This window comes from Stenotrophomonas sp. YIM B06876 (assembly GCF_030711595.1).
Lineage (GTDB): Bacteria > Pseudomonadota > Gammaproteobacteria > Xanthomonadales > Xanthomonadaceae > Stenotrophomonas.
In genome coordinates, this window is record NZ_JAUJUJ010000026.1 from 1 (window position 1) to 15,304 (window position 15,304).

At 65.8% G+C, this 15,304-nt stretch carries 12 protein-coding genes and 4 tRNA genes; 3 read left to right on the forward strand and 13 right to left on the reverse strand.

Annotation, left to right across the window (positions count from 1 at the left end; all coding sequences use genetic code 11):
* Positions 1–109 precede the first annotated feature (109 nt).
* From QZH66_RS10900 to QZH66_RS10920, 5 genes are all read right to left on the reverse strand, one after another.
* A tRNA-Thr gene (locus tag QZH66_RS10900) sits at positions 110–185 on the reverse strand.
* 33 nt (positions 186–218) lie between these two features.
* Positions 219–292: transfer RNA gene (locus QZH66_RS10905), tRNA-Gly, on the reverse strand.
* Between the two features lie 28 nt (positions 293–320).
* Positions 321–406: transfer RNA gene (locus QZH66_RS10910), tRNA-Tyr, on the reverse strand.
* 137 nt (positions 407–543) lie between these two features.
* Positions 544–1,560, reverse strand: coding sequence for an isoaspartyl peptidase/L-asparaginase (locus QZH66_RS10915; RefSeq protein WP_305805967.1), 1,017 nt, complete (start codon positions 1,558–1,560; stop codon positions 544–546).
* Positions 1,561–1,654: 94 nt separating this feature from the next.
* A complete protein-coding gene (locus QZH66_RS10920) occupies positions 1,655–2,677 on the reverse strand; it encodes a cyanophycinase (protein ID WP_305805968.1) in 1,023 nt (340 codons plus the stop codon).
* Positions 2,678–2,848: 171 nt separating this feature from the next.
* Between QZH66_RS10920 and QZH66_RS10925 the strand changes: the two genes are divergently transcribed.
* Entirely contained in the window at positions 2,849–5,647 is a 2,799-nt protein-coding gene (locus QZH66_RS10925; RefSeq protein WP_305806002.1) for a TonB-dependent receptor, read from the forward strand.
* Between the two features lie 355 nt (positions 5,648–6,002).
* Here the strand turns inward: QZH66_RS10925 and ychF are convergent, their stop codons facing one another.
* The 8 genes from ychF to QZH66_RS10965 form a co-directional block, all read right to left on the reverse strand.
* Positions 6,003–7,094, reverse strand: a complete 1,092-nt coding sequence (gene ychF, locus QZH66_RS10930; RefSeq protein ID WP_305805969.1) for a redox-regulated ATPase YchF — start codon at positions 7,092–7,094, stop codon at positions 6,003–6,005.
* A gap of 73 nt (positions 7,095–7,167) precedes the next feature.
* Positions 7,168–7,749: an aminoacyl-tRNA hydrolase gene (pth, locus tag QZH66_RS10935; RefSeq protein WP_305805970.1), complete on the reverse strand. Its 582-nt coding sequence runs from the start codon at positions 7,747–7,749 to the stop codon at positions 7,168–7,170.
* Between the two features lie 52 nt (positions 7,750–7,801).
* On the reverse strand, positions 7,802–8,413 hold the full coding sequence (locus tag QZH66_RS10940; protein WP_305805971.1) for a 50S ribosomal protein L25/general stress protein Ctc: 612 nt from the start codon (positions 8,411–8,413) through the stop codon (positions 7,802–7,804).
* Positions 8,414–8,518: 105 nt separating this feature from the next.
* Complete coding sequence (locus QZH66_RS10945; RefSeq protein WP_305805972.1) at positions 8,519–9,478, reverse strand: ribose-phosphate diphosphokinase; 960 nt, start codon at positions 9,476–9,478, stop codon at positions 8,519–8,521.
* 115 nt (positions 9,479–9,593) lie between these two features.
* Positions 9,594–9,670, reverse strand: a tRNA-Gln gene (locus tag QZH66_RS10950).
* 3 nt (positions 9,671–9,673) lie between these two features.
* Positions 9,674–10,546, reverse strand: a complete 873-nt coding sequence (gene ispE / locus QZH66_RS10955; RefSeq protein ID WP_305806003.1) for a 4-(cytidine 5'-diphospho)-2-C-methyl-D-erythritol kinase — start codon at positions 10,544–10,546, stop codon at positions 9,674–9,676.
* Between the two features lie 11 nt (positions 10,547–10,557).
* Positions 10,558–11,202: a lipoprotein insertase outer membrane protein LolB gene (gene lolB / locus QZH66_RS10960; RefSeq protein WP_305805973.1), complete on the reverse strand. Its 645-nt coding sequence runs from the start codon at positions 11,200–11,202 to the stop codon at positions 10,558–10,560.
* A complete protein-coding gene (locus tag QZH66_RS10965) occupies positions 11,199–12,881 on the reverse strand; it encodes a tetratricopeptide repeat protein (protein ID WP_305805974.1) in 1,683 nt (560 codons plus the stop codon). The genes lolB and QZH66_RS10965 overlap by 4 nt, the downstream gene beginning before the upstream one ends.
* Positions 12,882–12,948: 67 nt before the next feature.
* Between QZH66_RS10965 and hemA the strand changes: the two genes are divergently transcribed.
* A complete protein-coding gene (hemA, locus tag QZH66_RS10970) occupies positions 12,949–14,232 on the forward strand; it encodes a glutamyl-tRNA reductase (RefSeq protein ID WP_305805975.1) in 1,284 nt (427 codons plus the stop codon).
* Complete coding sequence (gene prfA, locus QZH66_RS10975) at positions 14,210–15,295, forward strand: peptide chain release factor 1 (protein WP_305805976.1); 1,086 nt, start codon at positions 14,210–14,212, stop codon at positions 15,293–15,295. The genes hemA and prfA overlap by 23 nt, the downstream gene beginning before the upstream one ends.
* Positions 15,296–15,304: the final 9 nt, after the last annotated feature.

The following is a 15,304-nucleotide window of genomic DNA, read 5'->3' on the forward strand; positions in this document are numbered from 1 at the left end:
GACGTGACCGATGGTGCCGACGTTGACGTGCGGCTTGGTGCGCTCGAACTTACCCTTGGCCATGGCTGCTTCTTCTCGGTGATCGGTTGAATGTGGTGCGTCAGTAAGATGGTGCTCACGAAAGGAATCGAACCTTCGACCTCCTCCTTACCAAGGAGGTGCTCTACCGACTGAGCTACGTGAGCGAGTTGTCTATTGTGACACGTATTTTCGTTCAATGGAGCGGGAGACGGGAATCGAACCCGCACCATCAGCTTGGAAGGCTGAGGTTCTACCGTTGAACTACTCCCGCACCGGGAACTACTGCCACAACGTGAAACTGGTGGAGGGAGGTGGATTCGAACCACCGAAGGCGTAAGCCAGCAGATTTACAGTCTGCCCCCGTTGGCCGCTTGGGTATCCCTCCTTCTCATCCCTGCCGCAGCGGCCGTGGCCATTTCGGTATGGGTTGGAAGAGCCGACAATTTTGGAGATGAATCAGGAGTCTGTCAACAGTCTTTTCGATTATTTTCACAAAAAGAGCGCATCGCATCCGCAACCCGCTCAATTGCCCGGATCGGGCAGCGTCTCATCGGCAAAAATCGCGACATGCGGGATACCGTCCACACCAATCCAGCCACGATACATGCCCTGGGTATTGAATGGCAGCCCGATTCTGCCGTCGGCGCCCAGAACGATCGCGCCACCATCCCCACCGAGTTGCGGAATACGCTGGTTGATCACCGCATCGCCCGCCTGTGCCGGGGTCTGCCCGAGATAGTCGATCCGCGCACAGATGTCGTGGGCGGCAGCGGTACGGATATAGAACTCGCCCCAGCCGGTTGCCGACACCGCGCACTTGGCATTGGCATAGGTACCGGCACCGATGATCGGCGAATCCCCTACCCGCCCGTAACGCTTGTTGGTCATGCCACCGGTGGACGTACCGGCGGCCAGCTTGCCGGCGGCATCCAGCGCTACCGCGCCGACCGTGCCGAAATGTTTGGCGGTCTCAAGATCGGCGTGCGCCTGGCCGGCCGCCTCCTCCTTCAACGCCCGCTGCAACTGCTGCCAGCGCTTGTCGGTGCGGAAGTAGGAAGGATCCACCAGGGCGACCCCCTGCTCCCTGGCAAAGGCCTCGGCGCCATCGCCGACCATCATCACATGCGCGGATTTCTCCATGACCGCCCGCGACAACAGAATCGGATTGCGCACCCGGTGCACGCCAGCCACCGCACCGGCACGCAGCGTGGCGCCATCCATCAGCGAGGAATCCAGCTCGTTCACCCCGACATGGTTGAAGACCGCGCCCCTGCCCGCATTGAAGGTGGGATCGTCCTCCAGCACGGTGATCGCGGCGGTAACCGCATCCAGCGCCGGCCTGCCCGCCGCCAACTGCTCATGCCCCTTGCGCAATGCCGCCTCCAGCGCCGAACGCGCGGCCCGCTCTTCTTTCGCGTTCAGATCCTGCCGCTCGACCCCCGCGCCACCATGGATCACCAGCAGCGGTGACGGTGCGGCCACAGCCAGACCGCACGAAACCGTGGTCAACGCCAGCAACAACGCGGAAGTCAGCTTCATCAATCGAACTCCGTAAAGGGGTCCGCGATTCTAGGCATGCCAGCGGCCAAGTAGATAGCCTTCCGCCTTCGGCCGGCAGGGAGGCTCCGGAGGGCTATTCCGGCTGCAGCCGCAACTCACCGGCACTGACGTCGGCCACCGCGGTGAACGCGGCATCGTCGACGCGGAAACCATCCAGATACAGACGGCTGCCGGTACCTACACCGGTGACCGGAATCGAGGTGAAATCCAACGGCTCGCCATTGCGCAGGCGATCGGCCGTGCGCTGCGGCATCACCAGCCAGGCGTAGCCCTCGCTGCGGGTGTAGACCCGGCCACGGCCATCGGCCTCGACACACAGCGCGGTGTCCTCGTCCACGCCGATTCCCACGACATCCTCCCGCCCGCGCTCCTGCGCGGCCCGGGCGACAAACACGATCAGGCGCCCGAGCCGGTCACGCTTGGCGAAGTGGGTGTCGGTAACGACATTGGACAGGTAAGGCATGCTCAGGAAATCGCTGTCCATGGTCACCTCGCTGCCCATCGGATCGGCCAGCGCGGTAGGCGAATCCACACTGCCCCCATCGAGCGCGCCATAGCTGTACCCGCCCAGGATGGCCAGCCCGGCACTGGTGCCGGCGATCGGCTTGCCGGCACGGACGTGTTCGTTGAGCGCGGTATTGAGCGCGCTGCCTTTCCAGAAGCGGATGTAACGCGACTGGTCGCCGCCGGCGATGAAGATCGCATCGGCGCTGCGCACCACCCGCAATACGGCCGGATCATCGGCCGCCCGGCGGCTGTCAAACACCAGCGTCTGCACCGCGGTGACCCCGCCGATGTCGTGATACAGCTCGTCCTGCAACTCATCGGCACCCGAGGCGCGCAGGATCACCACCCGGCCATTGCCGGCACGCCTGACCCACCACTGGAAGGCCTCGGGCACCCACTCGCCGCCGCCCATCAGCATCATCGCCGCCTCGGTTTTCCCCGGGCGCGCCGCGTCCAGATTGCCTACCTCGTAATAGCGGTAGCCGGGCTGCGCAAGACCCCGCACGTCCCGCGCCGCAACGGTGCCTGCCATACCCAACGCAAAGACGATCAGGGCAACCCGGGGCAACCAGGACAGGCGACGGTTCATGCAAGCTCCTCGGGCGGAAAATGTAACCGGTTACACCCCTAATGCCAGATCGGACGCCAGTGGTCAAGAACGTAAAAAAGTAGTTACATGAGCTTACCCATTCACACTTTTCCTGAACGGGCCGCGCGCATCCGCCGGATGCCCGACATGACCTTCCAGAGAACCGACTTCATGCGCAGACACGCAATGGTGTGCTCCATCCAATTGGCGCTGCTGGGCACGGCCCTGCCCGCTGTCGCACAGACCACCGGCAACAGTGGCGTCCAACAACTTGATGCGGTGCAGGTAACGGGATCCCGCATCCCCCGCACCCAGGTCGAAGGTCCGGCGCCGATCACCGTAGTCACCGCCGAGCAGATCAGATCCGCCGGCTTCACCTCCGTTCCGGATGTGCTGCGCTCGCTCAGCCAGAACAGCGGCACCACCCAGGGCCAACAGAACACCACCGGTGCCCAATCCACCCCCGGCGCACAGGCGGTGGATCTGCGCGGGCTTGGCCCCAACCACACGCTGGTACTGGTCAACGGCCGCCGCACGGCCGACTTCCCGTTGCCGCTCAACGGCAAGAGCAACTTCACCGACATCGGCAACATCCCGCTGGGGATGATCGACCGCATCGAAGTGCTGACCGGCAGCGCCTCGGCGGTCTACGGCTCCGACGCGATGGCCGGCGTGATCAACTTCATCCTGAAGAAGTCCGCCGACGGCACCACCCTCGACTACCGCTACGGCGACACCAGCCGCGGCGGCGGCGAATCGCACGACCTGACCCTCACCACCGGCTTCGAGCACGGCAACTTCAGCGGCATCGTCGGCGTGGAACTGCAGGACAAGCGGCCGCTGTGGGGCACGCAGCGCAGCGTGCAGGACTCGACGCTCGATGGCCCCACCCCGCGCAGCGTCCTGCCTCGCGTCATCGCCCAGATCAACAAGAGTGCCCCGCCCGATGGCTGCAAGGCGCTGTCCGGCCTGAACGATGGCACCACGGTGTTGGCAGAAGACACCCGCGGCCGGCTCTACTGCGGCAGTGATCGCGCCATCGCCTATCGCACCATCCAGAACGAGCGCAAGGGCGCCAATGCCTACGGCTCGTTCGAGTATCGCTTCGACGACAACCTGTCCTGGTTCGCCGATGTCCAGGTCGGCCACCAGAAGGTCCGCCTGCTCTCCGGCACCAACGGCAACGTTGTCACCGGCAAAAGCGGCGTCGGCAATGTGGTGAGCGATTACATGGGCTGGGCCTTCCAGGACCCGAATTCCACCGATGTCGACGACAACATTTTCTACAACGACGTCACCGGCCGCTATGAAGTCTGGCAGCGGCAGTTCAGCCCCGAGGAAGTCGGCGGCCTGAAAAACCGTATGCATACCACCACGCAGAAGACGCTGGCGGTGACCAGCGGGCTGAAGGGCACGCTTGGCGAGAGCTGGAACTGGGAGGCCGCCTACAACCACTCCCAGTACAAGGCGGACGTGGCAATGCCGCGCATCAAGGCAGATGCCGCCAATCGTTTCTTCCTGGGCGAGCGCCTGGGCTACGACGACGATGGCTATGCCATCTACGCCCCCGATCCCACCCGCCTTTTCACGCCGCTGACGCCCGCCCAATTCGCATCCATCGCCGCCATGTCCACCTTCCACCCGAAGGCGGAAAACGACAACCTGAGCCTTATTTTCGATACGCCGGCGCTGTTCACGCTGCCGGCAGGCGACGTCGGCTTCGCGGGCGCGCTGGAGTACGGCAGGCAGTCCTATGCCATCCATCCCGACCCTCTCGCCCTGACCGCCGACGCGTATTTCGGCCCGCAGTATGGTGACGGCAGCGCCAGTCGCAATCGCTGGGGCGCTGCCGGTGAGCTGCGCGTGCCGGTGGCCTCCACGGTGCAGGCCAGCCTGGCCGGTCGCTACGACCAATACCGCTATGGCGGGCAAAATCCAGGGAAATTCACCTACAACATGGGCCTGGAATGGCGCCCGCTCGACAGCCTGCTCGTGCGCGGTTCCTACGGCACCGGGTTCCGTGCCCCGGACATGCACTACCTGTTCGCTGGCAACGATTACTACCGCAAGATTTCCACCGACTATTTCGCCTGCCGCAGCGATGAGCCGGACTTCAGCAACGGCGACTGCTACGACGAGGGCGACTGGGATACCAGCACGCGCGATGTGTATTCCGGCAACCGCAAGCTGAACGTGGAAACCAGCACGTCGTTCTCGGCCGGTTTTGTGTGGTCCCCGCTGGACAGCCTCGATCTGGCGGTGGACTACTACAAGATCAAGGTGACGAACCAGGTGCAGACCCAGGACCGCGAGCGGCTGCGCATCATGGAAGCCGACTGCCGTCTCGGCAAGACCGACAACGGTGCGGCCGTGGACATCAACTCGCCCACATGTCAGGACGCCCTCGCCCGCGTCATCCGCAGCCCCATCACCGGCGATATCACCAGCGTCCATTTCCAGCCGATCAACATCGCCAGCGAGGAAACCTCGGGAATCGACGTGGCCGCCAACTATCACTGGCAGACAGCGGCCGCCGGCGATCTCCGCATCAGCACCAACTACACCTGGACACGCCGCCACACCTTCCAGCGCTATCCGGGTGATCCGTCCGAGGACATGCTGGACTACCTCAGCTACAGCCCGGCCCTGCCACGCAACAAGGCCAACCTTGGCGTCAGCTGGGACAAGGGCGCGTGGGGCGCCAGCCTGTTCGGCAACTATCTCGGCCACGTCCCCAACTACGACGATGATGCCTGGACCCAGTCCACCTGGCGTTTCAACGCCGGCGCACGCTACGACATCAACGACCACCTGCGGGTCTCGCTGTCGGTCAACAACCTGTTCGACAAGATGCCGCCGAGGGATGCAACGTGGTCGGCCTACCCGTACTACGACACCTCGTGGTTCGACAGCGTGGGCCGCAGCTACTTCGTGCAGGTCACCTGGAAGCTGGGGGGCAAACCGCTGTAAGCGACTCCCGCAACAAGCCCGTCACACGCAGGGACGAAGGCACTGCCTTCGTCCCTTTTTCTTTGCGGGGATCCACGCCATCCACGCCGCGCATCGGCTCCCTTTCCCATCCCGCCACACCATCGGCCCCGGTAGCTGCGACAAAAAAAGAGCGAAATGCATGGCAACACAGTTCCCCACAGCGCAGGTGGAAAGACCCATGAGCAAACTGTGGACAAGTACGTGCAGGCCATACACGGCAAGACCCGTCAGCAACTGGCGATTATTTGGCCAGCATCATTGCGACAACCCGCTCGGCCGAATACACAAACGCCCCGCATTGCAGGGCGTTTGTTCAATCAGCCAATCGCGCGAATCACACGTTGAAGCGGAAGTGCAGGATGTCGCCCTCTTTCACGCGGTACTCCTTGCCTTCCAGGCGCAGGCGCCCGGCTTCCTTGCAGCCGGCTTCGCCGCGGTACTTGATGAAATCATCAAACGCCATGGTTTCAGCGCGGATGAAGCCCTTCTCGAAATCGGTGTGGATCACGGCGGCGGCCTGCGGCGCGGTGGAACCGGCCTTGACCGTCCATGCACGGACTTCCTTCACCCCGGCGGTGAAATAGGTCTGCAGCCCGAGCAGGCTGTAGGCGGCGCGGATCACCCGGTTAAGGCCCGGCTCTTCCAGCCCCAGATCGGCCAGGAACGCATCACGGTCGGCGTCTTCCAGCTGCGACAGCTCTTCCTCGATCGCGGCCGACACCGGCACCACTTCGGCACCTTCGGTAGCCGCACGCGCGCGCACCGCCTCCAGGTGCGGATTGTTCTCGAAGCCGTCTTCCAGCACGTTGGCGATGTACATCACCGGCTTGAGCGTGAGCAGGAACAGGTCGCGCACCAGCGCCTTTTCCTCCTCGTCCAGCCCGGCCGCACGGCCGGCCTTGCCGTCGGACAGCGCCGCCTGCAACTTGGCCAGCACCGGCTTGCGTGCGGCCGCATCCTTGTCGCCCCCCTTGGCCGCGCGCTCGGCGCGGTTGAGCGCCTTCTCGACGCTGTCCAGATCGGCCAGCGCCAGCTCGGTATCGATGGTGTCGATATCCGACAGCGGATCAACCTTGTTGTTGACGTGGATGATGTCGTCGTTCTCGAAGCAACGCACCACATGGGTGATCGCATCGACCTCACGGATGTGGGCCAGGAACTTGTTGCCCAGGCCTTCACCGCTGGCCGCCCCGGCCACCAGGCCGGCGATGTCGACGAACTCGACCGCGGTCGGAATCACCTTCTGCGGGTTGATGATCTCCGCCAGCTGGTTCAGGCGCGGGTCGGGCACCGGCACGATGCCCGTGTTGGGCTCGATCGTGCAGAACGGGAAATTGGCCGCAGCGATACCCGCCTTGGTCAGCGCATTGAACAGGGTCGATTTGCCGACGTTGGGCAGGCCGACGATGCCGCATTTGATACCCATGGGAACTCCACGATTCGAAACTCGGGATTGCGGTTTCCTGCGGGCGCACGCCGGCAAAAACCGCAAGCCCGAATCACGGCTTGGGGGTGTGCAGCCGCTTCATGGCCTCGTTGAAATCACCGGCCACCGCCAGCGGCAGCACCGAGACCGCATCGTCCACGGCGTGGCCGATCAGTACATCGTCATCCCTGCCCGGCCGCCCCAGCACCCACGGCACCACGCGGTCCTTGTGGCCGGGATGACCGATGCCGATACGCAACCGGTGGAACTTGCCATGGCCGAGCAGGCGGATGGTGTCGCGCAGGCCGTTCTGGCCGCCGTGACCGCCATCGAACTTCAGACGCGCCGTACCTGGCGCCAGATCCAGCTCGTCGTGCGCCAACAAGGCTTCTTCGGGCTCGATTTTCCAGTAGCGCAACGCGGCCGTGACCGATTTGCCACTGAGATTCATGAATGTGGCCGGCTTCAACAGCCATACCGGCTGGCCGCCGACGTCGATCTTGGCGATCTCGCCGAACAGCTTGGCATCCAGGCCCCAGCGCACGCCGGCTTGTTCCACCAGGGCATCAACGAAACGAAACCCGGCATTGTGCCGGGTCTGGGCGTGTTCGGTTCCGGGATTGCCCAGACCGACGATCAATCGCAAGCCAGTCATGTCAGATGCATTCGCTGCGCCCACCCCGACAGGGCAGGCGCAGCTGGAACGCTTACTCGGCCGAAGCGGCTTCGTCGGTTTCCTCGACACCCATCTTGGCAATCACGACGGCATCGTCGTGGGTCTTGCCGAGCTTGAGCGCGGGAATTTCAACGCCCGCCGGGAGCTTGAGGTCCGACAGGTAGATGATGTCACCCACCTTCAGCTCGCCCAGGTCGACCGTGATCGACTCCGGCAGATCCTTCGGCAGGCAGGCGATGCTGACTTCCTTCAGCTCGTGGGTGACCACAACGTCAGCGGACTTGCCGGCCGGCGAGGTGTCTTCGTTGATGAAGGTCAGCGGCACGTTGACGTGCAGCACTTCGTTCGCGTTCACGCGCTGGAAATCCAGGTGCATGATCAGCTGCTTGAACGGGTGGCGCTGGATATCACGCAGCAGCACGTTGTGCACCTGGCCGTCGAGGTTCAGGGCGATGATCGAGGAGTAGAACCACTCGTTCTGCTGCGCCAGCCAGATTTCGTTGTGGTTGAACTGCACGCTGGCCGGGGCGCTGTCGCCACCGTAGACGATACCCGGGACCACACCGGCGTGACGCAGGCGGCGGCTCGCACCCTGCCCGAGCTGTTCACGACGCTGGACCTTGATTTCATGACTCTTGGACATTTCTTCACTACCTAGGTTGAGGTGCCGCCAGAGGGCGACACGGTTTGGCACTTCCGCGACCAGAAGTGCCAGGGTTCCACCGGCCGTTGCCGGCCGGCAGGAAAATCAATCGACGTACAGCGAGCTGACCGATTCGCCAAAGGCGATGCGGCGCATCGTCTCGGCCAGCATCTCGGCCACGCTGATCTGGCGGATCTTGCCGCATACCCGCGCCGCGTCGGACAGGGGAATGGTATCGGTGACCACCAGTTCGTCGAGCTGGGAATTGTTCAGGTTGTCCACCGCCGGGCCGGAAAGCACGGCGTGGGTGCAGTAGGCAGCCACTTTCAGGGCGCCGCGCTGCTTGAGTGCGGCCGCGGCGGCGCACAGGGTGCCGGCGGTATCGACGATGTCATCGACCATCACGCAGGTCTTGCCCTCGACGTCGCCGATGATGTTCATCACCGTGGACACGTTGGCGCGCGGACGGCGCTTGTCGATGATCGCCAGATCGGCGTCATCCAGCCGCTTGGCGACCGCGCGCGCACGCACCACGCCGCCCACATCCGGGCTGACCACGATCAGGTTTTCGGTGCCGTAGGCGCGCCAGATGTCGGCCAGCAGCAGCGGCGAGGCATAGACGTTGTCCACCGGCATGTCGAAAAAGCCCTGGATCTGGTCGGCATGCAGGTCCACGGTCAGCAGCTGGTCGGTATGCACCGCGCTGAACATCTTGGCGGCCACCTTGGCGGTGATCGGCACGCGCGAGGAACGCATGCGGCGATCCTGGCGGGCATAGCCGAAGTACGGCACCACCGCGGTCACGGTGGCGGCCGAGGCGCGCTTGAGCGCGTCGATCAACACCAGCAGCTCCATCAGATTTTCCGCGCTCGGCGCGCAGGTCGGCTGAATCACGAACACGTCCTGCTTGCGCACGTTCTCCTGGATTTCGACCTGCACTTCCCCATCGGAGAAGGTCGACACCAGCGCCTTGCCCGGGCGCACGCCCAGTTCCTTGCAGATGCTTTGCGCCAGGCGCTTGTTGGCATTGCCGGAAAAAACCAGCAGGTTGGGAGCGTCTTGCATGAAGTTCTCTCGGGCGGGGGCGAGCAGCGGAGAAGCGGAATCGTGTCCAGGTACGACGCGCGACGGGTGCGATTTGCGCACGTCCTTGGCGCGGACCAACCGGGAAATCAGCAAGTGGCAGGGGCGGTAGGATTCGAACCTACGAATGCCAGGATCAAAACCTGGTGCCTTGGGCCTCTTGGCGACGCCCCTGCATCAAACTGTTTCCGTCGTCTCCAGCGCATCGAGCAATGGCGAGCGATCAACGCCCGCAACCACCCATGCCCGCAGTTCTTCCGGCAATTGCGCCAGGGCCTGCTCTGCAGCAGCGCGCGTGGCGAACTCGACGAAACAACCGCTTCCCGACCCCGTGAGCCGTGCCCGGCCAATACTGGACAACGCCTGGAAGACCGCCTCGATGGCAGGTTCCCGGCGACGCAGTACCGGTTCGAACGCATTTCCGAGGACGGTCCCGGAAGCGAAGTCGGCTATTTTCACGGGCGCGGCATCCCGCGTCAAATCCTGTGATCGGAAAAGGACGGCGGTGGGCACGTGAACCCCCGGGTCGACCAGCAAATACCAGGCTTGCGGCAGCGTGATCGGCACCAGCTTTTCACCCACGCCTTCGGCCCAGGCACTGTGTCCGCGCACGAAAACCGGCACGTCCGCGCCCAGCTGCAGGCCCAGTGCGGCCAGTGCGGGTTCATCCAGGCCGGTACCCCACAATGCGTTGAGGGCCACCAGCACGGTCGCGGCATCAGAGGAGCCGCCACCGAAGCCGCCCCCGGCAGGAATTTTCTTTTCCACCCGGATATCGCCCCCCAGCGCGCAGTTGGCGGCACGTTGCAAGGCGATGGCGGCACGGACCACCAGATCATCGGCCTCCGCGACACCGCTTGCCGATTCGCCGACACGCCGTATCCGGCCGTCGTCGCGCAGGCGCAGGCCGATCCGGTCGCCCCAGTCCAGCAGCCGGAAGACCGTCTGCAACTCGTGGTAGCCGTCGGCGCGACGGCCGGTGATCTGCAAAAAAAGGTTCAACTTGGCCGGTGCCGGCCAATACGACCAGTCCGCCGTCGGCGCATTCATTCCCTTCATGACTACTGCGCCCCCCAGCTGTCGACAATCAGCCGCACCTTGGCGTCGCCACTGACCGCTTCCAGGCGCCGCGGCAAGGCCGGCTGGTCCGCCGTGGCGGGAAACCAGTCCATGAACCGGATATCCCAGCCGCGCTGGTGGATGCGCCGCGGGCGGCCGTCGGCATCACGCTGCACCTGGTCGGGCGCGGCGGCGTCCACGGCCACCAGGCCCCGCACCCAGTCGGGCAACTGGTCGACAGGAATCTCCCAGCCGGTGGCCTCCCACAGCAACTGCTGCGCGTCGGCACCCTCGCGCGGGCCACCTTCCAGCCCTTCCAGGCGCCCGCCCGCACCGGCGCCGCCACTCAGGCGCCAGCTCTGCCGGGTGACCGGTGCACTGAGCTGGATCCGGTACTGGCCGGCCCGCTGCTGCCAGTCGATGCGGCCGCTGCCACCGTTGCGTCCCTTGCTGACCGCCACCCGGCCCTGGAAACCCCATTCAGTCTCGGCCTGCAGCGCCTGTTCGCGCGCCGCCTCGGCCTGCTGCGCCAGTGGCGACACCTCGACCACCGCTTCGGCGGTGCCACGGGGCTGCAGCGTCGAGCACGCGGCAAGTGCCAGCAATGCCAGCGCCAGCAGCGGCGTTTTGAAGATCATACGGTTCATACACCCAGCTTCTGGACGGCACGCTGCAGCGCGCGGTTTTCGGGATCCAGCTTGCGGGCCTCGTCGAAGAAGCGGCGCGCCTCCTCCTGCTGGCCCAGCCGCCACAGCACCTCGCCGACGTGAGTGGCGATTTCCGGGTCCTTGGCCAGCGTCCACGCCCGTCGCAGTTGTACCAGCGCCTCCTCGTTGCGGCCCAGGCGGTGCAACACCCAGCCATAGCTGTCGACGATGGCCGGATTGTCCGGTTCCGCCACGCGCGCGCGATCAATCAGCTCCAGCGCCTCCTGATAGCGGCTGGTGCGGTCGGCCAGGGTGTAGCCCAGCGCATTGAGTGCGGCGACGTTTTCCGGCTCGGTCACCAGGATCTTGCGCAGATCGGCCTCGGCCCGCGCGACGTCGTCGGCGCGCTCCCAGGCCAACGCCCGCGCGTACAGCAAGGCGTTGTCATCGGGGAACGCGGCCAGTCCGCGGCCCAGCACCGCCACTTCGGCGGCGCTGTCGCCATCGCGCTGGAACAGCTCGGACTCAAGCAGATAGGCGTCGCGGCGGACGTCGTCCTCGACGGTGGCATCGGCCTGGACCGCCTGCACCTCCTTCAACGCCTGCAGCTTGTTGCCCAGCTCATGCTGCGCGCTGGCCGCACGCAGCCGCGCCTCGCTGCGATGCGGCCCGTCGGTCACGCCGTGATACCAGTCCACGGCCTCCTGGTAGCGCTTGAGGAATTCGGCCATCTTGCCCAGCAGCAGGCGCTGGGCCGCATCCGGCGCCGACGACTGCGCGGCGATGTCCTGGTACAGCGCCAGCAGCGCCGGCTGGTCGTGCTGTTTGGCCAGCAGCGAGGCACGCATGCCCCAGGTCTGCAGATCCTGCACGCCGACGGCCAACACCCGGCCGGCCGCTGCCGGCTCGCCCAGCGCGTCGTAGGTGAGGGCCAGCGCGTTGCGCAATTCCATGTCCGTGGCCGCCTTCGGCTCGACCTGCTTGAGCACGGCCAGCGCCTCGTCCTTCTTTCCGGCCTGATCGAGCTGGGTCGCATGCAGCAGTGCCACGCGCGGCTCATCGGGGAAGCGCTTGACCACTTCGGCCACGATGCGCCGCGCCAGGTCCGGCTGGTCCATCCGCAGCGCCAGCCGGCCGAATTCCTGCCAGGCGTCGAGCTGGTCCGGAATGGCACCGGCGTCGACCAGCTCGCCGAGCACCTTGGTCGAGGCGGCCGGATCGCGGCTGCCACCGGCCAACGCCAGCAGCGCGAAGCGCCAGCCATCCGGGCCGGGGGTGCGCAGCAGCCCCAGCAGGTCGCGCCTGGCCAGCCGCAGATCACCGGTACGCAGCGCCAGCGCGGCGCGCGTGCTGCGCATGCCCAGTGACGCCGGATCACGCTTGGCCCACAACGCCAGTGCCTCGCGGGCGCGGGCATCGTCATCGGCAAGCATTGCAATCCGCGCCGCGCGCTCGGCCAGGCCGACGTCATCCTTGCCGGCCTTGGCCGCTTCCAGGTACCAGCGCGCGGCATCGGCCAGCTTGCCGGCCTGCAGCGAAAACTCGCCGGCCAGCACCGGGGTCAGCGGCGCGACTTCGTCCACCGGTGCGGCGACCACGGCCGGTGGACGGGCCGCCAACAGCGGGAAAGCGGGCAGCGAAAGCAGCAGAATGCTGCATATGCGAATCAATACGGGCATCTGGCGCCACCGGACCGTAAAATAGGGGTCTTGAATGGCCAGCAGCTTATCGCAAGCAACTGAACGAATGACCCTGTGGGTGCTCGGACTGAATCACCAGACCGCGCCGGTGGAATTGCGCGAACGCGCCTCCTTCGGCGGCGACGCGCTGCCGCGGGCGATGGATTCGCTGCGCCAGTCGCCGCAGCTGGCCGAAGCGGTGCTGCTGTCCACCTGCAACCGCACCGAGCTGTACGCGGTGGCCGACAACAGCCAGGCGCTGTCGCAATGGCTGGAAGCCCATGCCGGCGGACTGCAGGGCTACCTGTACCAGCACCGCGATGGCGAGGCCGTGCGCCACCTGTTCCGGGTCGCCACCGGGCTGGATTCGATGGTGCTGGGCGAACCGCAGATCCTGGGCCAGGTGAAGGATGCCTGGGCGCTGGCGCACGACAGCGGCGTCATCGGCCAACGCCTGGACCGTCTGTTCCAGCAGACGTTCTCGGTGGCCAAGCGCGCGCGCACCGATACCCGCATCGGCGCCAATCCGGTTTCGGTCGCCTCCACCGCCGTGCGGCTGGCGCAGAACTCGTTTGCGCGACTGGATGAATCCACCGTGCTGCTGGTCGGCGCCGGCGAAACCATCGAGCTGGCCGCCAGGCACCTGAGCGATGCCAGGGTGAAGCGGCTGCTGATCGCCAACCGCACCCTCGCCCACGCCCAGGACCTGGCCACCCGCCATGGTGGCGTGGCGTTGCCACTGACCGAACTGGAACGCCACCTGGGCGAGGCCGACGTGGTGTTCTCGGCCACCGCCGCACGCGAACCGGTGATCCTGCACCGGCATGTCGCCACCGCGCTGGGGTCGCGCCGGCACAAGCCGATGCTGCTGTTCGATCTGGCCGTGCCGCGCGATATCGACCCCCGCATCGCCGAGCTGCCCGACGCCTACCTGTACACCGTCGATGACATGGAACGGGCGGTGGAAGAAAACCGCCGCAGCCGCCGCGAGGCCGCCGCCGAGGCCGAAGCCATCATCGACCTGCAGGTGGCGCGCTATCTGGAAATCCTGCGGGCTGGCAACCTGCACGCCCCGCTCAAGCGCCTGCGTGCCTATGGCGAGGCCACCCGCAGCGAAATGCTGGAAAAGGCCCGGCAACAGCTGGCCCACGGCAGACCGGCCGACGAGGTGCTCGAGCAACTTGCGCACACCCTCACCAACCGCCTGTTGCACCCGCCAAGCGCCGCCCTGCGCGAAGCGGCGCTCAATGGCGATACCGACCTGACCCGCGCCGCCGAACGCCTGTTCCCGGCGGCTCCGGGCTATCACCACCCTGTAGTGAGCAACGATGACGCCGACCCTGCGCCGTAAGCTGGAGGCACTGGCCGAGCGCCGCGAAGAACTGGAGCGTCTGCTGTCCACGCCGGAAGTGGTCGCCGACAACGAGCGTTTCCGCAATTTCTCGCGCGAGTTTTCGCAGCTGGAGCCGGTCGCCACCGCCCTGGCCGATGAAGCCCGCGCCAAGGCCGATCTGGCCTCGGCCGAGGCGATGCGCGCCGACCCGGAACTGCGCGAGCTGGCCGAAGAGGAAATCGCCGCCGCGCAGCAGCGCCTGCAGCAGCTGGACCAGGCGCTGGCGCTGCTGCTGGTGCCGCGTGACCCGCGCGACGACGGCAACCTGTTCCTGGAAATACGCGCCGGCACCGGCGGCGACGAGGCGGCGATCTTCGCTGGCGACCTGTTCCGCATGTACGCCCGCTATGCCGAACGGCAGGGCTGGAAGGTCGAGATCGAGTCGGACCATCCCGGTGAACACGGCGGCTACAAGGAGGTGGTGGCGCGCGTGGTCGGGCGCGGCGCCTATTCGCAGCTGAAGTTCGAGTCCGGCACCCATCGGGTGCAGCGCGTGCCGGCCACCGAATCGCAGGGCCGCATCCATACCTCGGCCGCGACCGTGGCGATCATTCCCGAGACCGACGAGGTCGATGAGGTCGTCATCAATCCGGCCGACCTCAGGGTGGACACGTACCGCTCCTCCGGCGCCGGCGGCCAGCACGTCAACAAGACCGAGTCGGCGATCCGCATCACCCACGTGCCCAGCGGCGTGGTGGTGGAATGCCAGACCGAGCGCAGCCAGCACGCCAACCGCGACAAGGCGATGAAACGGCTGCGCGCGCAGCTGCTCGACGCCGAACGCGGCAGGCACGCCGCCGCGCAAGCCGAGAGCCGGCGCCTGCAGGTGGGCAGTGGCGACCGCAGCCAGCGCATCCGCACCTACAGTTTCCCGCAGGGCCGCATCACCGATCACCGGATCGAAGGACTGACCCTGTACGACCTGCCCAACATCATCGAGGGCGACCTTGGCGATCTGGTCAGCCGCCTGCAGCATGAACACCAGGCCGACGAACTGGCCCGGCTGGCCGAAGGCCCATGAGCGGTTGCC